Here is a 24,724-nt window from a genome sequence, read left to right on the forward strand (position 1 = left end):
CAGTCATGGCCGCGCTTGAAAAATCCCCACTGGCAAGCGAGAACGAACGCCTCATCCTCGATATTGTCCGCCGACAAGAGCCGATCCCGCGGGCGACCATAACGGGTCACACCAATCTAACGCAGCAATCGGTGCATCGTCTCGTCGAGGCGCTGATGGCACGCGGCTTACTTCGCGCCGGTGCAGCGCACAAGGGTGCACGGGGGCAGCCAAGCCCGACAATCGAACTGGCACGGCAGACGGTGTATTCGGTCGGCATTTCCGTCAATACCGACGCGGCCACGCTGTCGGTTGCCGATTTCGGCTGCGATATCGTCGATCAGGAGACGGTGAGGGGCGTGCTCGCCGACCGCAAGGCAACGCTGGCCGTACTGGCCGAGAAACTGAATGTGATCCTGACGCGGCATGTCATCGAGCGCGAAAGCCTGATCGGGCTCGGTTTTGCCATGTCAGGCTTCTTCGTCGGCGATGATCGCCGCTTCAACGCTCCGGAGCCCCTGCGGGACTGGTCGCTGATCGATCTGCAGCCGGAGCTCGAGGATGTGTTCGCATTGCCGGCCTCGTTGGAAAACAATGCGACCACCGGCGCCATCGGCGAGAGCTTGCGTGGCGTCGGACGCTGGTGCCAGACCTTCGCATATCTGTCCTTCAATTATGGATTTGGCGGCGGCCTTGTCCTTGAGGGCAGGCCCTATCTGGGTTTCCACGGCAATGCGGGGGAGTTCAGCGTCATCTACAATCCGGACGAAGCGCCGCGGCGGCCGGCCCTGCAATATCTCATGCGCATATTGCGGGAGAACGGCGTCGACATAGGTTCCATCGAGGCGCTGAAGCAGGATTTCGACCCTTCGTGGCCGGGTGTCGAGAACTGGCTGTCAGAAACCATGCCGATGCTCGATAGGCTGATAGCCACGCTTACGGGGGTGGTCGATCCACAGGCCATCGTCTTCGGCGGGCAGCTGTCTCCCAAACTCGGGCAAATGATGATCGATCGCGCCCATGTGCCCTCACAGCGCCAGCATCGCTACGGCGCCGCGCCGTCGGGGCCTCGGCTGGTTCTCAGCGAGACGCAAGGCGATGCCAGCGCGATCGGGGCAGCCCTATTGCCGTTAAAATTCCGTTATTTCCTGTGAACCTGCTTAAATCGCGGCCTCATGACGGCTTGGCCGAAGGGATTTCAGTTCTGCATCATCAACTCTTCAGCATTCTGTCAGAATGCCTTGCTAACAGACTGCCGCACTTTCCGGACGATCGCATTGGCGCGTAAGACTGCAGTTATCGTTGGCAATGGAAATCTGGAACGCGATATCTCCGGTATCGTGGATAGCGCGCAATTCGTCATGCGCTTCAACGAGCCGAACCTCGCTGGAGGCATGAGCGGCGAGCGTACCGACATGATCATGTTGGCCGCCTCGAGCAAGACCTTGTATCGGCGGCTGCTCGATCCGGATTTTCTGGACAATGCGGCGCTGAAGGCCGCAGAGGTTCTGATGTTGGCCTATCACCCCGATATCATCCGCAAATATCATCCTCGCCCCAACATCTTCCAACGTCTGCAGGGTAGAAGAGCCGACTGGACGATGCAGGCGATCGAGTTGTTGGGCGGGGCCGGCAAGGAAATCCGCATCATGCCGCCGCAGACTTATATCGACGGCTGCAAAGAACTCGGCATTGCCGGGCCTCGCATGCACAAGGTCTTTCCCAGCACCGGCTTCCTTGGCATTGGCTATACCCTTGCAAGCTTTCCCGCGTCCGAATGGGACGTCAAGCTATGCGGATTCGGCTGGGAAGGATGGAAGCGGCACGATTGGCAGAACGAGCGTGCCTGGGTCGAAAACAGGATTGCCAACGATCGCGTCAGCCTGATCCTCTGATCCACCCGACGGTCCGAGATTGGAGAATTTTGCCGGCTTACTGGCTATTATTGCTGCCAAGCAGCCCCTGGAGCTCCGGTAGTTTGTCATTCACCAGCCAGCCATAGTAATTTTCTTCGGGCAGCTTCTTGCCGCCTGAGGCGTCCGCCGCCTGCCGCAAGGCAAGCGCGCGCCGGCGCGGCTGACCGACATTGTAAAGCGTCGCCGTCAGGCCGGGATTGCCGGTGATGTCGAAGCCCTGAGCGCGATAGGCGTCGATCGCGTCCCGCACGATTGCGGCGATATAGATCACGCTGCGATCGGGGTCCATGATGTCGCGATAGATTGCCTGCGGATCGTCGACCGACAGCTTCGGCAGACCGCTGGTCGCATGCACGAGATCGGTGACCTCGAGCGCGGTCAACGGGCTGATCTGTCCAAGACCGAAGGTCTGGCCGGCAAAGAAGGGCTGGAAGAAGGCGCGCTGGAACGTCATGTTTTCGTAGGTCACGCCATCGATGACCTTGCCGCGAAAACTCTTGTCCCAGGTCTCGTCGCGGCACTCCCACAGTTCGGCGCTGCCGGTAAAGGCGTCGCAATGGGCAAATTCCGGCTTCTTCAGGAAGGTCTGGACGGTCACGTCCCTGTAGGCGAACTTGAACTGCGATTGCGAATAAGCCATCGCCTTGACGTAGTAGGACTTCACCCTGTTGACGATGGTGATGTTGTAGGTGTGTTCGCCGACAAGGGCACCAACGATGTGGATGGGGTCGATCTGGTAGGCCTGCCCGGCCTTCTTGATGGAGGCCATCAGATCCTTGTCGTCGCGCAGCACGCCGACGATCTTCTGGTATTTTTCGTCATAGGTCGTGTCGAACGCCTTGGCCCGCAGCGCCGATGTGTTGGGAATGGGCGGTTGAACGCTGTTGCGATTGCCTGGCGGCACGCGGACGAGTTCATGTCCGAAACTGGCATTCGTCAATGCAAGGACAAGAAGGAGACCCAGTGCCGGGATTGTCGACAGGCGTGTTCGCATTCGCTAAGTGACTTTCCAAAGTTTTCCCCGGCGCGGGGACGATCTTCATACGCGATCGCTGCGTGAAGGCAAGAGCGCATGCTTTGTCTGCCTCGCGAATCACAATAAACTTTGCGTAAAGCAGCTTTCGGCTGCAGATGTGCATGGGACAGCGCCGTTTAAGGTTGCAGCCCTTTGCGTTGAGTTTCGAGAGGATGTCGGTGAAACATCTCGTGATCGCAGGAAGCGTCTTGCTTGCAGCCGCCCCGGGTGAAGCCCTGCCGACGATGGCGGATGTCCCGGCTTTGGCCAAAGCGGCGGTCGCGCGACGGATAGAGGTGCCGCCTTCTGCCATTCATATTCTGGCCGCCAAGCCGAGCGAACGAATGCCGGGCTTCGTTGTCTGCGGCCGTATCGATGCGTCGGCTTTAAATGACAGCGCCGGTGCGGAAGGCGGAGAACGCTTCTTCGTCGTCATCCCTGGCGATTTTGCCATCCTGGAACAGGATGGCAAAGGTCTTGTCGATAGCTATTGGTCTGCCAATCACTGCGATTGAGAAGCCAGCGCCTTGCTGATCATGGCAAGCTCTTCCGGCGTACGTCCGGATTCCAGCCGAACCCAGTTGTTCGGATTGTCGGCCGTCTGGCGCTTGATGAATGTGTAGCCGGTTCCGCTCCAGTTTTTGACCGTATCGGTGAGGTTGTCGAGGATCAGATCGCCGTCATTCGTGCGCGCCATCAGGACAAGATGTCCCTCGTTATGCGTGTCGAGAACGACCGTCAGCAGCAGTGCGGAGCGCGGCCAGCCTGCTTCCACAAGCAATTTCTTCTTCAGAAGGACATAATCGTTGCAGTTGCCGGCGCCGTCATCGGGATAGGTCCACCAGTTGATGATGCCGAGCTTGTAAATGCCATAATGGTCATTGTCGCCGACGCCCTGGATCTCGTGATTGACGAGGCTGTTGATCTGCTGCAGCTGCACCCAATGGTCGCGATCGAGGTTGACGAATTCCGCGCTCTTTTGACCGGCCGCACATTCGGCAGGCTGCGCGCTGCAGAAGCCGGCCCAGCCGACGGGCACGCTTGCATCCGTCACCTCGCGGGCGAATTGGTGCGCGTGTGCGGTGGTGGCATTTGCCACCGGTTTTGCGGTTGTTGCCGTTGAAAACAACAGGCCGGCAACGAAGAGAAAGCTTGCAGCGACTAGAAGTGAACGCATACTCGGCTCCATGAGTTGGGCTCATGAAATCCGATGCGGTCGAATTTACTCGAAACAAGATTGTTCGCATTTTATCGAATCGGCGCTTTCGACCCTCGCGTCGCTCGCGATTTTCAAACCGGAAGCCGCGTTTATGATTTACGATCGGTTACGAAAGGCCGCCGGTGATTGAAGTGGCCTAAATACGATAAGAAAAATACTGTAATATCAAATAGATAATCGGTTAACAGAAGGGTTTCGTCGCGTTTATGATTTATTTGTCTTAAATACGAATCCCTGCCGCGCAACGGCGGAGAAAAACCGGAAACTGGCTTGCTACGCGTCATCATCGGCGATCTGGCGATGGGATAATCTATGAAGGCATGCCGTGCCGCCCTTAGCCGCTGACATCTTTGCGCGCTAGGAGGCAAGCGGGCTGGCTGCCCGCAGAGCAAGGTTATGGGTGGTTCCAATGATGCGCGATCGCGGTTCGTTTCCGAGAATTATTCGGCTGCGCGTGGCATGCGCTCAACGGCGGCGCATGCGCTGGGGCGGTACCCGGCCAGAGAATGCGGATGCCTCATCCTCCGTGGCGGCGGGCTCGTCCTGAAAGATTTGCCCGACAGGCTTCGGTCGGCCAAGGAAGAAGCCTTGCGCCTCGTCGCAACCTTCGACGCGGAGAATTTCCAGCTGGTGGTTAGTCTCCACACCCTCGGCCAGAACCGGAATATCGAGGCTCTTGCCCAGCGTCAGCACGGCGCGGACGATCGCCTTTGCCTGAATGCTGTGATCCACCTCGCTCATGAAAGAGCGATCGAGCTTGATCTTGTCGAAGGGGAACGAGCGCAACGTATCGAGCGAAGAATATCCCGTTCCGAAATCATCGATCGCAACGGTCACGCCGAGAGCCCGAATTTGCCTCAGCACATGCAACGTTCGGCTCTTGTCCGCAATGATAGTGGACTCGGTGATCTCAAGTTCCAGTCTCGACGGCGACAGGCCGGTTTCGAGAAGGATCGCGTGGACGAGCTTGGCAAGATCGGCGTGAGAGAACTGTATGGGCGAGAGATTGACGGCAATCTTGTAGGGCTGCTCCCATGAGGCGGCCGTTCTGCAAGCCGTCCGCAACACCCACTCGCCGATGACAAGGATCGTACCGCTTTCCTCGGCAATGGGGATGAATTCCGAGGGCGGCACTGCTCCGCGCTCGGGATGATGCCAGCGTAGAAGCACTTCATAACCGCAGACCTCCCCGGTGCGAACGGAAGTCTGCACCTGATAGTGCAGGTCGAGTTGATCCAGTTCGACGGCACGGCGCAGATCCTGCGCGAGCGTATGACGGGCGCGGGCGGCTTCATCCATCTTGGATTCATAGAAGCAGACGGCGCGGCCAATATCGGCCTTGGCGCGATACATTGCGAGATCGGCATTGCTGACAAGGCGCTCCTGATCGATGCCGTCATCGGGATAGACGGCAACACCGATGCTGGCACCCGTCACCGTCTCGAAGTCGTCGATGCGGATCGGCTCGAACAGGACCTTCTCCAGACGGGCGACGAAATCGAGGAGCTCGCTCTGATCGCGGAAGCGCTTGGCGGCGGCAAACTCGTCACCCCCGACACGGGCGACGAACTCGCCATCCCGAACGAGGCGCAGCAGCCGGCGTCCAATCGCTTTCAGTGCCTGGTCGCCGGCCTTATGGCCACGCAGGTCGTTGATTTCCTTGAAGCGGTCGAGATCTATTCCGATGACCGCGATCTTCACGCCGTCTTCCTTGGCGTGCTCCATCTCGCCTTGAAGATGGTCGGCGAAGCTGCTGCGATTGGGCAGACCGGTCAGCAGGTCGTTGAGCGCCATATGCTGAAGCTTCTGGATCGATTCACGCGTGGCTTGCTCATCGATCATGTAACTTGCAACGCCAGTGCCGATGATGAGCAATCCGCCGCCGCCAACCGCAACGGCCATGGCCTTCAGCGCATAAGTATCCGCAAGAGCGGCGCCGGTTACGAGCGGTGTGACTGATACGGCTGTCATGGCCGTAAAATGGAGCGAGACCACTGCTATGACGAAGAGAGCGAGCGCGGCGATCCAGGAAAACTCCCAGGATCGGCGGACCGCCTGATTGAGCGCAAGTGCGGCAAAAATCATGGCAAGCAGCACGGAGCCGACGACGTAGCCCTGGTTCCATTCGACGATGCCATCGACATGGTAGGCCATCATGCCTGTATAATGCATGATGGTGATGGCAAGGCCGACGACGGCCCCACCAAACTCCGGCGCGATGCGGGGCAAGTGCGACAAGGCGATCGCAAAACCCGCGGCGCAGCCGACAACAGCCAGAAGAAAGGAGGCCATGGTCAGGATCGGATCGAAGGTGACCGGTGCGCCGACCTCATAGGCCAGCATGGCGATAAAATGCGTGCACCAGATCGATGAGCCGGCCGCGACGGCGGTCAGGAAAATCCAGCCGCCACGTTGAAGTTCGCGCGTCTTTTCGGCTCGCTTGAGCAAGTTGAGCGTGATCCATCCGCCACTGACGCAGACGAATGCCGCGAGAAGAACGAGCCACAGATTGTGTTCGGTGAAGATGCAGGAAAGAACGCGCACGCAAATATCCCAACTACAACAAACAGAGCGAATGCCGTTCCAACCACGGCGGCCGCTCCTGAAATCGATGGCCATTGCATCGCGGGTAAATACTGAAAATCGAGTAAAGATACTTTGATCAAATCTGTGATAGCGCGTTATTTTTGTACCGATCAAATCTGCGTCCGTTACATAAAACATGCTCCTTTTTCACGAGGCAGTCGATTTGACTGCAAACCGAGGTCGATATCCCAAAATACGCTGCTGTATTTTCATCGTTTCACCTGCGATCGCCGGTAATGTATATTTTGGATTCTTGGTGAATTTCTTTTTAAAATATCAATATAAAATGAGAAGTTCGCTTTTATTGGAATCTAAATATTTTAGATTTATACTATAAATAAGTATATTTGAAAGTTTTAATACTTTCAATTCGCGAACGTTTTGAAAATGCAACTTATACTATAGCGAGCTTTCCCGTGAAGAGATTCAGGATCTATCCACAATCGTTTGATGCATTGCGTAAGCTCTCCGTGAAGCTGCTTCTGGACCGTTCGGGCAATTTCGGCATAACGACGGCGCTCGTTGCCGTTCCGTTGATCGCGGTGGGCGGCCTCGCACTCGATGTCACCAATGCGATGCTCGTCAGAACGGAATTGCAAAATGCCGCAGACGCGGCTGCCGTCGGCGCAATCGCGGATTCGTCTCCGGCGGTTGCTGCCGCGATGGCCATGACGACTGATGGTACCGTCAATATCGGTCAAAGCGATGCCAACAAGCTCTTCTTCGGCCAGGCGTCAAGCGACCTGCAGAACACACAGGTCAGTGTTAGCGCCGCGATATTGCGCACGGGGAATATCGTCTCATCGACGGTCAATTTTTCCGCTGCTGTGCCGACTACGCTCAGCCAGATCATTGGAAAAACATCCATTCCCGTCAGCGGCTCGGCATCCGCGCAGTATCAGACGGCTAACTTCATGGATTTCTACATGCTGCTGGATAACACGCCATCCATGGGGATTGGCGCTACTCTGACCGACATTCAGACAATGGTTGCAAATACGCCAGATAGCTGTGCCTTTGCATGCCATAATCTCGATACGACCAACAATTATTATAATCTTGCCAAGAACGTTCTCAAGATCAACACCCGCATCGACGTCGTTCGCCAGGCGACCCAGCAGCTTACCGATACGGCAGCAGCCAATCGGGTAACGCCCGATCAGTATCGCATGGCGGTCTATACGTTCGGCACGCAGGCAGAAAATGTCGGCTTGACGAGCGTGTCGGCGCTGTCGTCGGATATGACACAGGTCAAGAGCACCACGAGCGCAGTCGACCTGATGACTGTTCCCTATCAGGGTTACAACAACGATCAGGATACGAGCTTCGATACGATGCTGACGCAGCTTGGGCCAATCATCGGAACAGGCGGCAGCGGCACGACCAGCGCCGATCGCCAAAAGGTCCTGTTCCTTGTCACGGATGGGGTCGGCGACAGCTACAAACCCAACACCTGCACCAAGGCGACGACGGGTGGGCGCTGTCAGGAGCCGCTCGATACATCCTTCTGCCAGCCGTTGAAGAATCAGAACGTCAAGATCGCCATTCTCTATACGACCTACTTTCCGTTACCGACGAACGGTTGGTACAATCAGTGGATCGCACCTTTCCAATCGCAAATCGGCACCGATCTGCAGAACTGCGCATCAGCGGGCCTCTATTTCGAAGTGAGCCCGACGCAGGGTATCTCGGACGCCATGAACGCCTTGTTCCTGAAGGTCATTCGCACGCCGCGCATCACAAGTTGACGACGGGCGTGCGGCGGTGCCGACAGCGCAAAATGAGCTAGTTGAAGGCTAGCGACTTGACCAGGCCGACGATCTTCTGGCGTGTCTTTGCATCCTTGATCTTCGCAAAGGCCCGGTTGAGCGCGACGCCTTCTTCCGAAGACAGAAAGTTGACAAGATCGTTCCGGATGGATCGCGCCTCGTCGGCGGAGGCCGGATTGTCAGAGGCGGCATTGTCGAAAAAATGCGAGATCGGAACGCCAAGGCAGTCTGAAACACGTTGCAGGCGACTTGCGCCGACGCGATTGGCGCCCTTTTCATATTTCTGAACCTGCTGGAAGGTGAGGCCAAGCTTTTCGGCGAGGGCCGATTGGCTCATGCCCAGCAGGCGCCGTTGTTCACGGATGCGTTTGCCAACTTCAATGTCGATCGGGCTGGGCGGCTTTCTTTTCGGGATATCTTGCACGGGTTCCTCTTCCTGACCGGGAAGCCGCCCATCGAACCGGGAGGCCGATGGCGAATGCCGCGGAGCTCCTGAATGTTCTTTTGGCAAAGCTTTCAGGGTATGACTGCCCAGCGGCGTCGGAGACGGCAATCACGATTCACCTGGATCGCCATGAAGCCCTGCATTTCATGCGCATTTGGTACAAATACTGCGTAATTTGACCATTCGACGGCGTGTCATTGGGGAATTGAGGGCGCTGCTGGCTATGCGGTGGCCGACTCGCGATTGATCTGCCGCACCGTGTCGATGAAGGCTCTAAGCTTTGGCGCCAGCTCGGCGCGACGCGGGAAATAGAGGAAAAGTCCTGCTTCCGTCACCGCATAGTCGCTTAGAAGCTGAACCAGCCTGCCGGATGCGATCTCCGCCTGCACCAACGGTTCGAAGACATAGGCCAATCCCACGCCCGCCAGGGCCAGTTCGATGGCCGAGTGCGATTCCGTGACGATCGCCTGGCCTTTCACAGTGACCGCCACATCCCGTCCATCCTCGACGAATTTCCATTGATAGAGGCCACCGGAGCGGATCAGGCGGTAGCCGATGCAATTGTGGCTGGAGAGATCCGCAAGTGTGTTCGGGCGCCCGAAGCGCCCGATATATCTAGGAGAGGCGACCACGACCGATCGGAAAGAAGGCGTGAGGCGAACGGCCACCATGTCCTGCGCGATCATTTCGCCGACGCGGATGCCGGCATCGAAACCTTCGGAGACGATATCGGTCAGTCTTTCATCGGAAAAGATCTCCACCTCGACCTCGGGATAACGCTCCGCCATGGCTGCGATCACGCGGGTGACCGCCAGCGGCAGGCTGATACGCGAGGCGTTGATGCGCAGCAGGCCGCTTGGCCTTCCCTTGACGGACTTGATGCGCTCCATGCGCTCATGAATATCCTGCAGCGCCGGATTGATGGTGGCGATCAGGCTCTTGCCGGCCTCGGTCAGCGCCACGCTGCGCGTCGTGCGCGCAAACAGCGGCTGGCCGAGCCTTTCCTCCACCAGCCGCACGGCATGGCTGACGGCCGATGCGCTCATGCCCAATTCGCTGGCGGCGGCGGCAAATCCTCCGCGGCGGGCCACGGCGGCGACAATGGGAAGATGTGTCAGCAGATCGCGATCCATTGCTGCACGATATCGCATAATACATGCAAATTAAATGATCTTATCGAACCGTCCGAAAACAGCGAACCTCGGCCCATCGCATCGCCACGGACCTGCTCGATCGTCGAACGAAGCCCCGCGATGTCAAAGAGGAGTGAAGCGATGAGCATGGAATTCTATACGCTGGGAAATAGCGGTCTGAAGGTCACGCGATTGGCCCTCGGCACCATGACTTTCGGCACGGAATGGGGCTGGGGAGCCGACAAGGAAGCGGCACGCGCTATCTTCAATGCCTATGTCGATGCCGGCGGCAATTTCTTCGACACCGCCGACGCCTATACCGGCGGCACGTCGGAAAGCTGGCTTGGCGAATTCATCGCCGAGCGCGGGCTGCGTGACGACGCGGTGATTACGACCAAATTCACCATGAACCTTGCGGCTCATACACCGAACGCCGCCGGTAATGGCCGCAAGAACATCCTGCGATCGGTCGAGGGTTCGTTGAAGCGGCTCAACACGGATTACATCGATCTCTATCTCATGCATTGCTGGGATCGTTTGACGCCGCCGGAAGAGGTGATCCGCACCTTCGATGATCTCGTCCGCTCGGGCAAGGTACGGCACGTCGGTCTGTCCGATGTCCCCGCCTGGTATGCGAGCCGCGCCCAGGCCATCGCCGAACATCGCGGCTACGAGCCGATCTCGGCGCTGCAACTCGAATATTCGCTGGTCGAGCGCAATATCGAGAATGAATTCGTACCGTTCGGCACGCGCTATGGCGCCGGCATCATGGCCTGGAGCCCGCTTGCGAGCGGCCTGCTCAGTGGCAAATATCGGCCAAGCGGTGAAGGGGAGACCCCCGGTCGGCTCGAAACCGTGCGCGGCACAACCAATCCCGGCTTCCAGAAGTTCAACGAGCGCAACTGGGCGATCGTTGCCGAACTCGAGAAGGTGGCTGTAGAGCTCGGCCGCAGCATGGCGCAGGTCGCGGTCAATTGGGCCATGACGCAGCCCGGCATTGCCTCGATCATCGTCGGCGCCACGAAACTAGAGCAGCTGAAGGATAATCTCGGCGCCCTGGAGTTTGCGATACCGCATGAGCTGCGCCGGCGTCTGGACGAGGTCAGCGCCCTGCAGCCGACCTTCCCTTATTCCTTCTTCGGCCCCGAGATCCAGGGCGGTCTCACCGGCGGTCAAACGGTCGGAGGCAAGCCGGCAGGCTACTATCCGGATCTGAATATCTCGGGCAAGTTTGCCGGGGTCAGCTGACGGCCTCGCGACTACGGGCAACAGGCCGGCAGCTGCCGGCGTGTTGCCATGAGACCAAGGGATGCCTTGTTTCTACCGGGTTCTGCTGCTAGAGAGCCCGCAGTGGCTTCCAGAAGCCATGAAATCCGGTCGCAGCCCACCCGGTCAAAACAAGGGATCATACATTATGAAGACTATCGTCATCTGCTCCGGCGGATTGGACTCCGTTTCGCTCGCCCATAAGGTCGCAGCCGAACATCAGCTTATCGGCCTCGTCTCTTTCGACTATGGCCAGCGGCACCGCAAGGAACTGGAATTTGCCGCGGCCTGCGGCAAGCGGCTCGGCGTACCGCATGAAATCATCGATATCACCGCCATCGGCAAGCACCTTAGCGGATCGGCACTGACCGATAATATCGAGGTGCCGGACGGGCACTATGCCGAGGAAACCATGAAGGCGACGGTCGTGCCGAACCGCAACGCGATCATGCTGGCGATCGCCTTCGGGTTGGCCGCCGCGCAGAAGGCGGACGCAGTTGCCGTCGCCGTTCATGGCGGCGATCATTTCATCTATCCCGATTGTCGCCCCGGCTTTATCGACGCCTTCCAGCAGATGCAGAACCGGGCGCTCGACGGCTACGCCAGCGTTTCGCTCTATGCGCCCTACGTGACGATCTCGAAGGCCGATATCGTTACCGACGGCGATCGGCATAAAATCCCCTTTGCCGAAACCTGGTCCTGCTACAAGGGTGGCGAGCGTCATTGCGGCCGCTGCGGCACCTGTGTCGAGCGGCGCGAAGCCTTCCATCTCGCCGGCATCGCAGATCCGACCGATTACGACGATGCCGATTTCTGGGTCGCGGCGACGGCGGGTTTTTCGGCCGAAGAGGTGAAGTGATGTTTCGCATCACCAAGGAGTTTCATTTCTCCGCCTCGCATCAGCTCTCGCATCTGCCCGACGATCATCAATGCGCGCGCATGCATGGGCACAACTACATCGTCGTAGTGGAGCTTTCGGCGGACGAACTCGATCAGAACGGTTTCGTCCGCGACTATCACGAGCTGCAGCCGCTGAAGCGTTACATCGACGAGGCGTTCGATCATCGCCATCTGAACGACGTCCTCGGACATGACCGCGTTACATCAGAATGTCTCGCCAAGCATTTCTATGACTGGTGCAAGGAGCGCTTGCCGCAGACATCGGCCGTGCGGGTCAGCGAAACGCCGAAGACATGGGCGGAGTACCGGCCATGAGCGATGCGCGTATTCGCGTCAGCGAGATCTTCGGGCCGACGATCCAGGGCGAGGGGATATTGATCGGCCTTCCCACGATTTTCGTGCGCACCGGCGGCTGCGACTATCGCTGTTCCTGGTGCGATACGCTGCATGCGGTCGACAGCGATTATCGCGATCAATGGCAGCCGATGTCGGTCGATGAGATCTGGCGGGAGGTGACGCGGCTTTCCGGCGACAAGCCGCTGACCATCTCGCTTTCGGGCGGCAATCCCGCTATCCAGCCGCTCGGCCCGCTGATCGCGCGCGGTCACGCGGAAGGCTATCGCTTCGCGCTGGAGACGCAGGGGAGTGCCGCCAAGGCGTGGTTTAACGAACTCGATGTGCTGGTGCTGAGCCCGAAACCGCCGTCAAGCGGGATGATGACGGACTGGGCGGCCTTCGACGACTGTCTGCGGATGGCGGGCGATGGACCGCAGGTCGCGATGAAGATCGTCATATTCGACGATCCGGACTATGCCTATGCGCGGGAGGCTGCTTCGCGCTATCCCCACCTGCCTCTCTATCTCCAACCCGGTAATCACACGCCGCCGCCTGCCGATGCTGAAGATGCCGTTGTCGATATCGACGGCATTGTCGAGCGTATGCGCTGGCTGGTGGGAAAGGTCAGCGATGACAGATGGTTCGAGGCAAGAGTGCTACCGCAATTGCATGTGATCATCTGGGGGAACAGGCGCGGCGTTTGAACAATTGCCAACCGCGATCGCGCGTCTGCGCCATCCGTCGGCATCCGAAGATTTCAATTGGCGGCCGAAATCGGCGAAGCTCGCCGGTGTAATGTCATGACGTCTCGTCGTGAGCGTCACGGTCGATGGCATTCGTTGCCGGCTTGAGCTCGACGTCGAAGATCCCCGCGAGCGTCTTCAGGATCTGCAGAACGCCCGGATGGTCGCAGGTATAATATCTGAACTGCGCCTGCCGGCGCACTTTGACGATACCGGAGTGATGCAGGCGTGTCAGATGCTGGCTCAGTGCCGATTGTGATATGCCCAGCTTCTTGGCAAGGCTATTCACATCTTCCTCGTGGCCGGAAAGATGAATGCAGACCTCCAGGCGTTTGGGATTGGAGAGCTGGCTGAGAAGATCTGCGTGATAGATGAGACGCTCGTCTTCCGTAGTTTGATCTGAGTACATCGTGCGGCCGATCGTTGATGTTAAACTATAAAGCCCCCGGCATCACGCGATCATAAACGCAAAAGTTGCAAAATTATGGTCTAAATTATTGCAAAAACGTTGCGCCTTCGCGGAGCAAACGGACCTCCCACTTAGGCCGATCACAAATGATCAACCCTTCCTTAGCCGACAACTAGGGTCCTATTGTATTTTGGGAATATGTCCCTCCATTCGATTTGCGATTATTCTGTAACAAAATCGAACGAACTGCCTTGTTTTTGTCCGGCTTTTGACATCGCACTGCTAATTAAGCCGTTTATCTTCTGCTTTAACGAACAGGAGGTAACCATGACCCAAAGGGACTTGACGATCACCGAAGTTCTTAGAGACCCGCTGATCCGCCAGGTCATGCGCGCAGATCGCATATCCGTGGCCCGGATGGCGAACCTGCTGCAAGACGCGGCGCGCAAGCAGGAGCGGGCCCTGTCCGCCAATCTTGTGCCGATCGCGCATGCGGCCGTACGCTCCGTACCGCAAGCCGACTTGCGTTGATATCGCTCCATGCGGAAACGACAATCGCCGCGTGATCGGCGATTGTCGCTGCAATATTTCTGTATCCCAACCTCTCCACCAGTACCCCATGCAGCCAAGGATCGCTGCCTCTTCATCCGGGACCTCGATGAAGTTGCCGTCATTTCCAACCCTCTCTACGGATCGCCTGGCAATGAGTTGGTCCCGATGTCAGAGGGCGCCGCTCCGGTTGAGCGAGATGGCGTAGACGCTGGTGGTTCCCGTCATGAAGAGCCTGTGTTTGCCGCGCCCGCCGAAGCACAGATTGGAAACCGTTTCCGGCACCAGGATCTTGCCCATGAGATGACCGTCAGGCGCGATGCAATGCACGCCATCGGCTGCCGACGACCACAGATTGCCGTCGGTATCGACGCGCATACCATCAGCGCAGCCCGGCGAAATTACATGAAAGACTTCGCCGCCGGACAGGCGCCAATTCTCGCCGACATTGAAGACCCGGATATGCTGCGGATCGCTGCTATGGATACGACCGGTATCGGCGACATAGAGCTTCGTCTCGTCTGGACTGAAGGCTAGTCCGTTCGGGCAATTGAAATCCGTCAGAACCGCCTGTATCGAGCCGGAGGGATCGACGCGATAGACATTGCACGGCAATTCCTGCTCGCTCCTGTGTCCTTCGTAGTCCGTCGCGATGCCATAATGTGGATCGGTGAACCAGATGGCACCATCCGAGGCGACGATTACATCGTTGGGTGAATTCAGGCGCTTGCCTTGATAGCCGTCTGCGATCACCGTGATCGATCCGTCATACTCCGTACGCGTCACGCGCCTGCCGCCGTGCTCGCAGCTGACAAGCCGACCCTGCCGGTCGCGCGTATGGCCGTTCGAAAAATTCGACGGTTCGCGAAAGACACTGATGCCGATGCCCGGTATCCAGCGCATGATGCGGTTGTTGGGAATATCAGAGAACAGCAGGCAGTTCAGATCTCCGAACCAGACCGGCCCTTCCACCCAGTCGAAGCCGGTGGCGATCTGCTTGACGGGAGCGTTGCCAAGAACGAATTTCCCGAAGGCCGGGTCCATGGTCTCGAAGAACGACATTGTAACAATACCTCCCATAAGGTTACATCGAGGGGTCGATGTGTTATCGATAACATATTCAATAGGGTCCGCAAGTCGGGAGGATAGTGCATGAGCCATATTCTGACGTCGAGTGTCTTGAGCGACGAAGGGGTGATGACATTGTTGAGCGCTGCGATCTCGACGGCCTCGCAGATGGAGCAGCCGCAATGCATCGTCATCGTCGATCAGTCCGGCGTGACGCTCGGCTCCTTCCGCATGCGTGGTTCGCGGTTTCAATCACTGAAAAGCGCGCTTGCCAAGGCGCAGACGGCCGCATCCATCGACGCACCGAGCCATTCACTGCCGGAACATGCGAGGGTGCCTTTGGCGGTTGCCACCCATGGCGGGATGACGGGTTTGCGCGGAGGCTTGCCGATCCGCGTTGGAGGTACCCTTGTGGGCGGCATTGGCGTCGGTTCGGGTTCGGGCGAACAGGACGAACAGGTTGCGCGCGCCGCCCTTAGGGCAATCGGTGCTGATCTCGATTAGTTTGGGTCTCGGCGCGAAATCCGTCCACGCTTTCGATGGAGCGGATTTCTCGCCGTTTTTCCCTCAGGCGAAGACGATCTGCGCCTTCATGGCTCGGCTTCGATCCGAGGCGATCTCGAAGGCGCTGATCGCATCGGCAAGCGGCACCGTATGGGTGATGAGCGGCCGCACATCGATAAGGCGCTTGCGCATCAGATCGACCCCCACAGCAAACTCCTCGTGAAAGCGGAAGGAACCGCGCAGCTCCAGTTCCTTGGCGGTGATCGCCAGCATCGGCAGGCTCATGTCGCCGCCGATGCCAAGCTGGACGATGATCCCGCGCGGTCTGAGCGCCGCAATGCCGCCGACGAGGGCCGCGGTGGCGCCCGAGCATTCATAGAGCACGTCGAAAGTGCCCTTGTCCGCGGAATAGGCGGCAAGTGCCTCGGGCTCGTTCTTCGTGTTGATGACCCGGTCGGCACCCGCTTGCCTGGCGAGCGACAAGGTGAAATCCGAAAGATCGGTCGCCACGATTTCGGCGGCGCCCGCGCGTCTCGCGGCCTGAATCGACAGGACGCCGATCGGGCCGCAGCCGGTCACGAGGATGCGCTTCCCAAGCATTTCGCCTGCGCGTCGTGTGGCGTGCAAGGTCACTGCCAGGGGTTCCGCCATTGCCGCTTCACCCGGCGTCAGGCCATCGGCCGGCACGCATTGGATGGCATCGGCAACGAGCGTCTCACGGAATGCGCCCTGAATGTGCGGGAAGGGCATGGCGCTGCCATAGAAGCGCATGTTGAGGCATTGATTGGGCAGGCCCTGCAGGCAATAGCGGCAGGCTCGGCAGGGGCGGGAAGGCGAAACGGCAACAAGCTGGCCGACTTGGAGCTCGTCTACGCCGGGGCCGAGCGCAATCACGGTCGCGCTGACCTCATGGCCGAGAACCATCGGCTCCTTTAATCGCACGGTACCGAAGCCGCCATGATGGTAGTAATGCAGATCGCTGCCGCAGACGCCGCCGGTTGCGAGCCGCAGTTTGACTTCTCCTGCACCCGGTTCTTCGTCCGGATAATCCTCGATCCGCACATCCTTGGCGGCGTGAGCGACGATGGCTTTCATGTCTTCCTCCTCAAAGAACGGGTGTCGGCAATGCCTGGCCGGCAAAATGGGCGGCGAGATTGTCGCGCACCAACTGACCCATGGCCTTGCGCGTCTCCACCGTGCCGGAAGCATGGTGGGGCTGCAGCAGCACGTTATCAAGCGCCAGGAAGCGCGGATTGAGCTTCGGCTCGCCTTCGAAGACGTCAAGGGCGGCCGATCCGAGCTTGCCGGTCTCCAACGCCTCCAGCAGCGCTTCCTCGTCTATATTAGAAGCGCGGGAGATGTTGAGCAGCATGCCCTCCGGACCGAGCGCTTCGATCACCTTCCGACCGACAATATGCCGGGTCGCCGCGGAGGCGGCGAGAGTGACGAACAGGAAATCCGACTGCCGAGCCATTTCGACGGGATCGGCCACGAATGTCAGATCTGGAGCATAGGACTTTGCCTCGACATCGGAGTAGACAATCTGCATGTCGAATCCCTTCAGGCGCTTGGCAACCTCGAAGCCGATGCGGCCGAGACCGAGGACGCCGGCGCGTCGACCCCAGACGCGGCGCTTGAGGGGATAAAGACCCTTTTCGGCCCAGCTGCCGTCACGCACCCAGGTGTCCGCACCCATCATGCCGCGCGACAGGCAAAGCATCATCGCGATCCCGAGATCCGCGACGTCGTTGGTCAGCACGTCGGGGGTATTGGTAACGCGGATTCCGCGTTCGCGGCAGGCCTGCAGGTCTATGGCGTCGAAGCCGACGCCATAGACCGAAATGACTTCCAGATTGGGGCAGGCCTCGATCATGGGACGGTTGGCGCCAAGCTCGCCCCGCGTCGCGATGCCCCTGATCGATGGTCCGACATCGGCAAGCAGTTTCGCCTTGTCGGCGGCCTCGAAATAGCGGTGAACCTGAAACGCCGCGTCGAGCGGCTCTTGATCCCATTGAGGGTAGGGGCCAATCTGCAGGATCGCTGGCTTTTCCATCTTTCGCATCCTCTCTTGACTTCAAATGTTATCGATAACATAAACAAGGGAAGCGATCACTGTCGAGATAAAAAACGGAGGAAACGATGTCTCTTGGCCTCTTCGATCTGAAAGGGCGGCGTGCCCTGGTGACGGGTTCTTCCCAAGGCATAGGACTTGCACTCGCCAAGGGGCTGTCGGCGGCAGGGGCGGAACTTGTTCTCAATGGCCGCGATCAGGACAGGCTCGCCAAGGCGGCGGAAGGCTTCGAAAACAAGGTGCATGTATTGCCATTCGACGCCACCGACCACGAGGCCGTGCGTCATTCCGTAGATACTTTCGAGGCTGAGACCGGCGCAATCGATATCCTCGTCAACAATGCCGGCATGCAGTTTCGCACGCCGCTCGAGGATTTTCCGGCAGACGCCTTTGAGAGGCTTCTGCGCACGAACATATCGAGCGTCTTCAATGTCGGTCAGGCCGTCGCGCGGCACATGATCAAGCGCGGCGCCGGCAAGATCATCAATATCGCAAGCGTGCAGACGGCGCTGGCACGGCCATCGATCGCGCCCTATACGGCAACCAAGGGTGCCGTCGGCAATCTGACGAAAGGCATGGCGACGGATTGGGCCAGGCATGGGCTGCAATGCAACGCCATTGCGCCGGGCTATTTCGATACGCCATTGAACGCGGCCCTGGTCGCCGATGCCGACTTTTCGGCATGGCTTGAAAAACGCACGCCTGCCGGCCGCTGGGGACGTGTCGAAGAACTGGTCGGCGCCTGCGTCTTCCTCGCCTCCGATGCCTCCTCCTTTGTCAACGGTCACGTGCTCTATGTCGACGGCGGCATCACAGCTTCGCTCTGACGGCGCTGGGCTGCGCCGTTTCGTCGTCATGGGCGTCAGCGGCTGCGGCAAGTCGTCCGTCGGGTCGGCACTCGCCGCGCGCATTGGCGGCATCTATGTCGATGGGGATGATCTGCACCCGACGGCCAATGTCGCCAAGATGAGCGCCGGCATTCCATTGACCGACGCCGATCGGTGGCCCTGGCTCGACAAGATCGGTCAATGCCTCGCTTTGGCGGATGAGACGGCGCTCATTGGGTGTTCGGCGCTGAAGCGGGCCTATCGCGATCGGATTCGGCGTGTCGCCGGCGCACCGGTTTCCTTCATTCATCTCGCCGGCACGAAGGAAACCATCCTGAGACGTCTGCAGGCAAGGCGGGATCATTTTATGCCGCCGGCGTTGCTCGATAGTCAGTTTGCCGCGCTCGAACCGCCCGGCGCCGACGAGCAGGCGATCACCGTCGATATCGATCAGCCGCTGGATATGCTCGTTGCGGCCATCGTCGCAAGTTTGGAGGAGACACAATCATGAGCAACAAGGTGGCGCTGATTGGCGCCGGCGCGATGGGGGGAGCCATTGGTAACCGCCTGGTGGAGACAGGCAATCAACTGACGGTTTTCGATCTCGACAAGGATAAGGTCGCGGCGCTGACGGCGAAAGGTGCAACGGCAGCGGCCAGTGCCGCAGAAGCAGCCGCGGTTTCCGATTTCGTTGTCTTGAGCCTCAACTCGCCGAGGATTGTCCACGCCGCAGTCTTCGGATCAGAAGGTGTTGCAGCGGGCGCAAGACATGGCACGCTGATTATCGACATGTCGTCGATCGATCCCGATGCGACCAAGGCGCTTGCCGCCGAGGCGGCAGAAAGGGGCCTGCGCTGGGTGGACAGTCCGCTTTCCGGCGGCGCGCCGAAGGCGCTCGTCGGGCAATTGACCCTGATGGCCGGCGGCAGTGAGCGGGATGTCGCGGATGCGCATCAGGTCCTGCGCCATGTGGCATCGAACTATACGCATATGGGCCCGGTCGGCGCGGGACAGACGACGAAGCTCATCAATCAGGTGCTTTGCGCATTGAACTTTCTCGCGGTCGCGGAGGCGACGCAACTGGCGCTCGATGCCGGTGTCGATGCCGCCAAGATCCCGCAAGCGCTGAAGGGCGGCCGGGCCGATAGCGCAATCCTCCAGGAATACATGCCGCGCTACGTCACCAAGGATTATCGTCGCACCGGCCGGATCGACAACATGGTCAAGGATCTGAACGGTGCGCAAGACCTCGCCCGGCGCACCAACACTGCCATGCCGCTGACGGCCGCCTGCGCCGAGATCCACCGCATGCTGACGGCCGCCGGCCTCGGCGGCCAAGACCAGGCGGTACTGATGGAATTCTTCAAGGGTCCGAACAAGGAGATCGCCGGATGATTACCCGCTACGCATTATTCGAAGGCAAGGTCAGGGATGGGGAGGCAGAGGCGTTTCGAACGGCGGTCATGGAAACGATCCTGCCGAAATGGAAGCAGTTTCCGGGCGCTCTGGATGTCCGCGTGTCTTTCGCCGAAGCGCGGGACGAGGGCGCTCCCGAGTTCCCGATGATTTTGGCCGTCGATTATCCGGACATGGCTGCGGTCGAAGCAGCGCTCGCAAGCCCCGTGCGCAGCGAGGCCCGCGCGGCGACGGAAGCGGTGCTCTCCCGCTTTTTCGAGGGGCGCATCCATCATCATGTGACGCGTGCCAACGAGTTCGTGCTGGGTGCCAATAGCTAGGCGATACCGAAAGGTGCTTCCACAGACATTGTTTCGGCGGAAGAGCCCTGGTTTCGCGGGTACATAGGATGGTGCCCGCGACGAGTGCTCATTACCGCAGGAATATGCCGATCAGCATCTTGGCGCATAGCCAGAGCAAGACGAGCGCCGCGAGGCAGTAGCTGGTTCGAAACCAGATTTGGGAAACCTGTGTTCGTTTCACTCTGGAAGCAGCAAAGGCGATCATCGTGTGCGTCGCGAGGAAAATTATGATGAGCGTTCCGCCGTATGTTCCAATTTGCGCGACGGTTGAGTGTGGTGAATGAGGATCAGCGAACTGGGGCAGCAGCCCCATATAGAAGGCAATCGCTAAGGGATTGAACAGGTTTAGGAAAAGACCCACTGCGATGAGGTCCTTCTCGGACTCCGTTCGTCCCTGGACGGTCGCCGGAGCAGGGCCACGATAGGCCTTCAGCAGATATATTGAGGCAAAGTAGATGAGAAAAACCGCGCCGATAATGGCAATGATGCCGCGGAACATCTGGCTTGAAACGATCAGAGCCCCAAGGCCCACCGAAACGAGGGTGACGTGAGCCGTGTCCGAGAAGAAAATACCCAAGGCAAGCTTGAATCCGGGCCGAAAACCACGGGATGCGCTCGTCGATAGTAACAGAAGTTTGGCTGGCCCGGGTGTCATGATCAACGATGCGGCGGCGGCGGCGAATGGCACGATCTTATCTGGTTCAAACACGGCTTTGACTTCCTCCTCAGGCATCGTGTGAACCTATCAACGGCTTTAAAGCGCTTCAATGTGTCGCCCATGAGTTGTGATGTGATTTAACAACATTCTGTTGAAAGGGTTGGCCAATGGAATGCTCGCAAAGAGAGGGTTTCGCGCTTTCGTTCCCGGATCGGCAAGGCAGCGCTCTTGCCATTCGGGGAAGAGGCATATTACTCTGATGGTAACGATAACATAGGCCATTAATGAGTAACGATCGCAAAGCGCCCACCATGGCAGACATAGCCCGCGTCATGGGAGTTTCTCCGATGACCGTATCGCGCGCTTTCAAGGCTGACAGCCTGGTCAGCCCGGAGACGCGCGAAGCCATCCTGAACGCGGCGGAAGAACTGGGTTATGTTTTCGACAGCACCGCAGCCAATTTGCGCTCGCAAAAATCCGGCTTTGTCGCGGTCACCATTCCTTCGATCAACAACGCTAACTTCGCCGACACGGTCGGTGGTCTTTCCGATACCTTGTCCAGGCGGGATATGCAGATCCTGCTCGGCTATACCAACTATAATGTCGAGGAGGAGGAGCGGCTGATCGAGCAGCTTTTGCGTCGCAAGCCGCAGGCGATCGTCGTGACCGGCGGGACCCACACCGAGCGCGCCCGTCGGCTCCTGCAGACGGTGGCGATCCCGGTGATCGAGACCTGGGACATTCCGGTTGATCCGATCGGCCATTATGTCGGCTTTTCCAACAGGGCCGTCATGCGCGATATGGTCGATCATTTCGTCGAGCTCGGCTGTCGGCGTATTGCCTTTATCGGTGGCGATGTCGAGCGGGATTCACGTGGCAGCGAGCGCAGGCTCGGCTTCATCGAGGCCATGCAGGGGCATGGCCTCGAGGCTTCCAGGCTGATCGCTGTGGGCTCACCGCCGATTTCGATGCGCGAAGGCGCCAATGCCATGGCAAGGCTGATCGAAACCTATCCGGATACGGAAGCGGTCGTCTGCGTCTCGGACCTTGCCGCCTATGGCGCGCTGACGGAATGCCGGAGGCTCGATATTCCGGTGCCGCAACGTTTTTCCATCGGCGGCTTCGGCAATTATGAGATCGGCGAGGTCTGTGTGCCGACACTGACGACGATCAACGCCTTCGCACGGGAAATCGGCGAGCAAACCGCTGAGCTGATCCTCGATATTCTCGATGGCGCGCAGCGGGCTGGCAATGTCCGGATTTCGCCGCAGCTGATTGCGCGCGATAGCAGCCGCCGAGTTTAGTCATCCCGTTGAGGGAAGTGGCGCGACCTAAAGGCCGCGCCACTTCCTGTTGCTGGGATCACTTGCCCCAGATCTTCTTGTATTCGTCCTTATAGCCGTTATCCGGGTCAAAGGCATTATTGGGGCCGCCATCGGACTTAATATTGTCCGCCGTCACCACATGCAGTGGCGAGAGATAGCCGGACCATTTCTCGCCGGAAAAGGCGCGATTGAGCTCGTCGACCAGTTGCCAGCCCTGGAGGTTCAGCGGCTCGGCCACCGTCACCTTCTGATATTGGCCGGCGCGGATGCGCTCATAGGCCGATTGCGAGCCGTCGCCGGCGGCGACATTGATCGGCGCGTCGGTGCCGCCCTTGCCGGCCGAGGCAAGCGAAGGACCCATGAAGTCGAAATAGAGGTCGTTGATGGCGAGTGAATGCGTCCAGCTGTCGCCGTACTTCTGCAAGAGGGACGTGGTCAGCTGCGGCATGCGCTGCGATGTCTCGGCGATCGGGGTGTCGACATATTCGAGCACCTTACCGCCAAGCCGTTCGATCTCCTGCTTCATCCTGTCCGCCTTGGCGATGGCGATCGCATAGGTGGAGTCGGTGAAGATGATGACGCCCGGCTTGCCCTTGGCGTCGACGAAGGCCCAGTCGGCTGCCGCCTTCGAGACTTCCATGGCGTCGGTGCTGACATTGGCGAAGAGACCGTTTTTGTCATCGGGGCCGATGGTCGGGCCGGCATGCCAGGCGACCAACGGAATTTTAGCGGCCTTTGCCTGTTCCAGCGCCGGAGCCTGCTCGACGGCATCGAAGCCATCGATGATGATACCGGCAGGCTGCAGCGCTATCGCTTGGCCGAAGGCGGCCGTGCGTCCGCCGATGGAGCCCGCGCCATCGAGAACCTTGACCTGCCAGCCGATCGCCTTTGCCGCCTCCTCGACGCCGTTGCTGACGCCGAGAATGCCGCCATTCTTGAGGTCGCCTGCGAGCACGACGATGGTCTTGCCGGCCTGCGCCTTTGGCCCGGTCGTCGGGCCGTCCCACTTGGTCACCGGCGTCGCATATTTATCGACGACAGCTTTTGCATCCGCCATGGGGTCGGCATAGGCTTGGCCGGCGTAGAGCACCAGAACGGCGGTCGTGGCCTGCAGGAATTGTCTACGGTTCATGTCTTCTCCTCCCTGACATTTGAACTGAGATGATGGTCATTTCTCCGCCGGTTTGGCGGCAAGCTGTGATGCTTGGGGCGGCGCCATGCGTCCGGCATGGCTGCGGCGGCGCTGCGCATAGCCGGCAATACCGATCGCGACGAGCAGGGTGACGCCGTTGAACAGGGGCTCGACATAGAAGGAGCCGCCGAACTGCTGGATGCCGGCGATGCCGACCGCCAGGATGATGACGCCGATCATCGTGCCCCAGACGTTGACGCGGCCGGGCTTGATGGTGGTCGATCCGAGGAAGGCGCCGACCAGCGCTGGCAGGAGATATTCAAGCCCGACGCTTGCCTGACCGATACGCAGCTTGGAGGCCAGCAGAACGCCGGCGATGGCGGCAAGCGTGCCCGAGGTGACGAAGGCACCGATGACGAAGCGGCGAACGGGGATACCATTCAGGGCCGCAGCCTTCGGGTTGGCGCCGATTGCATAGATGTAACGGCCGATCGGCAGATACTCGAGGACGATCCACATGACGAAGGCAAGCGCGAGAACATAGATGCCGGTGATAGGCAGCCCGAAGACCATCGTGCCGTTCAGCGCATAGAACCCTTGAGGCAGCATGCCCACAACCTGCCGGCCGCCGGTATGCCAGAGTGCGATGGCATAAAGGACCGTGCCCGTGCCGAGCGTCGCGATGAAACTGTCGATCTTCGCAATCTCGACCAGAAGGCCATTCAGGAATCCGGTCAGCGCGCCAAGGGCGATGACAATAAGAACGGCGACCGGCCAAGGCAGCCCGAACATCGTTTGTAGGCTGATCGCAAGCACGTGCCACAGCACGATACCGTAACCGATCGTCAGATCGATGCGCCCCGCCGCCATCGGGATCATCGCCGCAAGCGACAGGATGGCGATGATCGTCTTGTCAGAAATGATCGAACGCAGGTTGAGCATCGTCGGAAATGTCTGCGGCAGCAGAATGGAGAAAAGCAGGATCAGGAAGACGGTCAGGATGACGAGGCCATAGACCGGCAGGAGACGTTGAATCTTCTGGCCGAAGCTCATGGTCGACAGCTCGGCGCGGGTCGGTTCGAGCGCGTTGGATTCGATCGATTGCATGGTTTCCCCC

Annotated in this window: 27 protein-coding genes; 15 read left to right on the forward strand and 12 right to left on the reverse strand. The window is 59.2% G+C overall.

All coding sequences use genetic code 11. The features are described 5' to 3' along the window. Positions 1-5: 5 nt before the first annotated feature. Together ACIQWP_RS15865 and ACIQWP_RS15870 are read left to right on the forward strand one after the other, a co-directional pair. Positions 6-1,133, forward strand: a complete 1,128-nt coding sequence (locus ACIQWP_RS15865) for an ROK family protein (protein WP_402788795.1) — start codon at positions 6-8, stop codon at positions 1,131-1,133. Positions 1,134-1,256: 123 nt separating this feature from the next. Continuing rightward, positions 1,257-1,874 carry a hypothetical protein gene (locus ACIQWP_RS15870; RefSeq protein WP_402788797.1) on the forward strand — a complete coding sequence of 206 codons (618 nt, stop codon included), beginning with the start codon at positions 1,257-1,259 and terminating at the stop codon, positions 1,872-1,874. A 37-nt stretch (positions 1,875-1,911) separates the two neighbouring features. Here ACIQWP_RS15870 and ACIQWP_RS15875 read toward each other — a convergent pair whose 3' ends face one another. Then, positions 1,912-2,889: a DUF1402 family protein gene (locus ACIQWP_RS15875; protein WP_402788799.1), complete on the reverse strand. Its 978-nt coding sequence runs from the start codon at positions 2,887-2,889 to the stop codon at positions 1,912-1,914. Between the two features lie 194 nt (positions 2,890-3,083). Here ACIQWP_RS15875 and ACIQWP_RS15880 point away from each other — a divergent pair, with 194 nt between their 5' ends. Next, positions 3,084-3,425, forward strand: coding sequence for a hypothetical protein (locus ACIQWP_RS15880; RefSeq protein ID WP_402788801.1), 342 nt, complete (start codon positions 3,084-3,086; stop codon positions 3,423-3,425). Here the strand turns inward: ACIQWP_RS15880 and ACIQWP_RS15885 are convergent. Both ACIQWP_RS15885 and ACIQWP_RS15890 read right to left on the reverse strand, forming a co-directional pair. Further along, on the reverse strand, positions 3,413-4,087 hold the full coding sequence (locus tag ACIQWP_RS15885; RefSeq protein ID WP_402788803.1) for a transglutaminase-like cysteine peptidase: 675 nt from the start codon (positions 4,085-4,087) through the stop codon (positions 3,413-3,415). The genes ACIQWP_RS15880 and ACIQWP_RS15885 overlap by 13 nt on opposite strands. 507 nt (positions 4,088-4,594) lie before the next feature. Beyond that, on the reverse strand, positions 4,595-6,673 hold the full coding sequence (locus ACIQWP_RS15890; protein ID WP_402788805.1) for a putative bifunctional diguanylate cyclase/phosphodiesterase: 2,079 nt from the start codon (positions 6,671-6,673) through the stop codon (positions 4,595-4,597). Positions 6,674-7,185: 512 nt separating this feature from the next. Here ACIQWP_RS15890 and ACIQWP_RS15895 point away from each other — a divergent pair. Next, positions 7,186-8,463, forward strand: coding sequence for a TadE/TadG family type IV pilus assembly protein (locus ACIQWP_RS15895; protein ID WP_402788807.1), 1,278 nt, complete (start codon positions 7,186-7,188; stop codon positions 8,461-8,463). A gap of 37 nt (positions 8,464-8,500) precedes the next feature. On the opposite strand, the gene ACIQWP_RS15900 is transcribed toward ACIQWP_RS15895, so the two are convergent. Both ACIQWP_RS15900 and ACIQWP_RS15905 read right to left on the reverse strand, forming a co-directional pair. Further along, positions 8,501-8,908 carry a helix-turn-helix domain-containing protein gene (locus tag ACIQWP_RS15900; RefSeq protein WP_402788809.1) on the reverse strand — a complete coding sequence of 136 codons (408 nt, stop codon included), beginning with the start codon at positions 8,906-8,908 and terminating at the stop codon, positions 8,501-8,503. A gap of 242 nt (positions 8,909-9,150) precedes the next feature. Then, the gene (locus ACIQWP_RS15905; RefSeq protein ID WP_402788811.1) at positions 9,151-10,062 is read right to left on the reverse strand and encodes a LysR family transcriptional regulator; all 912 of its coding nucleotides are present in this window, start codon (positions 10,060-10,062) and stop codon (positions 9,151-9,153) included. A gap of 141 nt (positions 10,063-10,203) precedes the next feature. On the opposite strand from ACIQWP_RS15905, the gene ACIQWP_RS15910 reads away from it, so the two are divergent. The 4 genes from ACIQWP_RS15910 to queE all read left to right on the forward strand — a co-directional run bounded on the left by ACIQWP_RS15910 (position 10,204) and on the right by queE (position 13,268). Next, positions 10,204-11,310, forward strand: a complete 1,107-nt coding sequence (locus tag ACIQWP_RS15910) for an aldo/keto reductase (RefSeq protein WP_402788813.1) — start codon at positions 10,204-10,206, stop codon at positions 11,308-11,310. A gap of 166 nt (positions 11,311-11,476) precedes the next feature. Beyond that, positions 11,477-12,187 (forward strand): 7-cyano-7-deazaguanine synthase QueC, encoded by a 711-nt coding sequence (gene queC, locus ACIQWP_RS15915; protein WP_402788815.1) that lies wholly within the window; start codon positions 11,477-11,479, stop codon positions 12,185-12,187. Continuing rightward, a complete protein-coding gene (gene queD, locus ACIQWP_RS15920) occupies positions 12,187-12,543 on the forward strand; it encodes a 6-carboxytetrahydropterin synthase QueD (RefSeq protein ID WP_402788817.1) in 357 nt (118 codons plus the stop codon). Before queC ends, queD begins: the two co-directional genes overlap by 1 nt. Next, entirely contained in the window at positions 12,540-13,268 is a 729-nt protein-coding gene (queE, locus tag ACIQWP_RS15925) for a 7-carboxy-7-deazaguanine synthase QueE (RefSeq protein WP_402788819.1), read from the forward strand. Before queD ends, queE begins: the two co-directional genes overlap by 4 nt. A gap of 94 nt (positions 13,269-13,362) precedes the next feature. Here the strand turns inward: queE and ACIQWP_RS15930 are convergent, their stop codons facing one another. Beyond that, a complete protein-coding gene (locus tag ACIQWP_RS15930) occupies positions 13,363-13,716 on the reverse strand; it encodes an ArsR/SmtB family transcription factor (RefSeq protein ID WP_402788821.1) in 354 nt (117 codons plus the stop codon). A 327-nt stretch (positions 13,717-14,043) separates the two neighbouring features. Here ACIQWP_RS15930 and ACIQWP_RS15935 point away from each other — a divergent pair, with 327 nt between their 5' ends. Then, complete coding sequence (locus ACIQWP_RS15935; RefSeq protein WP_402788823.1) at positions 14,044-14,247, forward strand: hypothetical protein; 204 nt, start codon at positions 14,044-14,046, stop codon at positions 14,245-14,247. 189 nt (positions 14,248-14,436) lie between these two features. On the opposite strand, the gene ACIQWP_RS15940 is transcribed toward ACIQWP_RS15935, so the two are convergent. Then, a complete protein-coding gene (locus tag ACIQWP_RS15940; protein WP_402788825.1) occupies positions 14,437-15,327 on the reverse strand; it encodes an SMP-30/gluconolactonase/LRE family protein in 891 nt (296 codons plus the stop codon). A gap of 90 nt (positions 15,328-15,417) precedes the next feature. Between ACIQWP_RS15940 and ACIQWP_RS15945 the strand changes: the two genes are divergently transcribed. Further along, entirely contained in the window at positions 15,418-15,837 is a 420-nt protein-coding gene (locus ACIQWP_RS15945) for a heme-binding protein (RefSeq protein WP_402788827.1), read from the forward strand. Positions 15,838-15,900: 63 nt separating this feature from the next. Here the strand turns inward: ACIQWP_RS15945 and ACIQWP_RS15950 are convergent, their stop codons facing one another. Together ACIQWP_RS15950 and ACIQWP_RS15955 are read right to left on the reverse strand one after the other, a co-directional pair. Next, positions 15,901-16,932, reverse strand: coding sequence for an L-idonate 5-dehydrogenase (locus ACIQWP_RS15950; RefSeq protein ID WP_402788829.1), 1,032 nt, complete (start codon positions 16,930-16,932; stop codon positions 15,901-15,903). Between the two features lie 10 nt (positions 16,933-16,942). Beyond that, the gene (locus ACIQWP_RS15955) at positions 16,943-17,890 is read right to left on the reverse strand and encodes a 2-hydroxyacid dehydrogenase (protein WP_402788831.1); all 948 of its coding nucleotides are present in this window, start codon (positions 17,888-17,890) and stop codon (positions 16,943-16,945) included. 86 nt (positions 17,891-17,976) lie between these two features. Between ACIQWP_RS15955 and ACIQWP_RS15960 the strand changes: the two genes are divergently transcribed. From ACIQWP_RS15960 to ACIQWP_RS15975, 4 genes are read left to right on the forward strand one after another with little or no spacing between them, the layout of a single operon-like run. Next, positions 17,977-18,735, forward strand: a complete 759-nt coding sequence (locus ACIQWP_RS15960) for an SDR family oxidoreductase (RefSeq protein ID WP_402788833.1) — start codon at positions 17,977-17,979, stop codon at positions 18,733-18,735. Continuing rightward, positions 18,704-19,246 (forward strand): gluconokinase, encoded by a 543-nt coding sequence (locus tag ACIQWP_RS15965; RefSeq protein WP_402788835.1) that lies wholly within the window; start codon positions 18,704-18,706, stop codon positions 19,244-19,246. The genes ACIQWP_RS15960 and ACIQWP_RS15965 overlap by 32 nt, the downstream gene beginning before the upstream one ends. Further along, positions 19,243-20,130, forward strand: coding sequence for an NAD(P)-dependent oxidoreductase (locus ACIQWP_RS15970; protein WP_402788837.1), 888 nt, complete (start codon positions 19,243-19,245; stop codon positions 20,128-20,130). Before ACIQWP_RS15965 ends, ACIQWP_RS15970 begins: the two co-directional genes overlap by 4 nt. Next, positions 20,127-20,471 carry a hypothetical protein gene (locus tag ACIQWP_RS15975; RefSeq protein WP_402788839.1) on the forward strand — a complete coding sequence of 115 codons (345 nt, stop codon included), beginning with the start codon at positions 20,127-20,129 and terminating at the stop codon, positions 20,469-20,471. The genes ACIQWP_RS15970 and ACIQWP_RS15975 overlap by 4 nt, the downstream gene beginning before the upstream one ends. A 91-nt stretch (positions 20,472-20,562) precedes the next feature. Here the strand turns inward: ACIQWP_RS15975 and ACIQWP_RS15980 are convergent, their stop codons facing one another. Further along, a complete protein-coding gene (locus tag ACIQWP_RS15980; protein ID WP_402788841.1) occupies positions 20,563-21,225 on the reverse strand; it encodes a LysE family translocator in 663 nt (220 codons plus the stop codon). A 209-nt stretch (positions 21,226-21,434) separates the two neighbouring features. Here ACIQWP_RS15980 and ACIQWP_RS15985 point away from each other — a divergent pair, with 209 nt between their 5' ends. Further along, positions 21,435-22,454 carry a LacI family DNA-binding transcriptional regulator gene (locus tag ACIQWP_RS15985; RefSeq protein ID WP_402788843.1) on the forward strand — a complete coding sequence of 340 codons (1,020 nt, stop codon included), beginning with the start codon at positions 21,435-21,437 and terminating at the stop codon, positions 22,452-22,454. Positions 22,455-22,512: 58 nt separating this feature from the next. Here the strand turns inward: ACIQWP_RS15985 and ACIQWP_RS15990 are convergent, their stop codons facing one another. Beyond that, the gene (locus ACIQWP_RS15990) at positions 22,513-23,607 is read right to left on the reverse strand and encodes a substrate-binding domain-containing protein (protein ID WP_402788845.1); all 1,095 of its coding nucleotides are present in this window, start codon (positions 23,605-23,607) and stop codon (positions 22,513-22,515) included. A gap of 36 nt (positions 23,608-23,643) precedes the next feature. Further along, the gene (locus tag ACIQWP_RS15995) at positions 23,644-24,714 is read right to left on the reverse strand and encodes an ABC transporter permease (protein WP_402788847.1); all 1,071 of its coding nucleotides are present in this window, start codon (positions 24,712-24,714) and stop codon (positions 23,644-23,646) included. Between the last annotated feature and the right edge of the window lie 10 nt (positions 24,715-24,724).

The organism is Rhizobium sp. NPDC090279, from assembly GCF_044769665.1.
Lineage (GTDB): Bacteria > Pseudomonadota > Alphaproteobacteria > Rhizobiales > Rhizobiaceae > Rhizobium.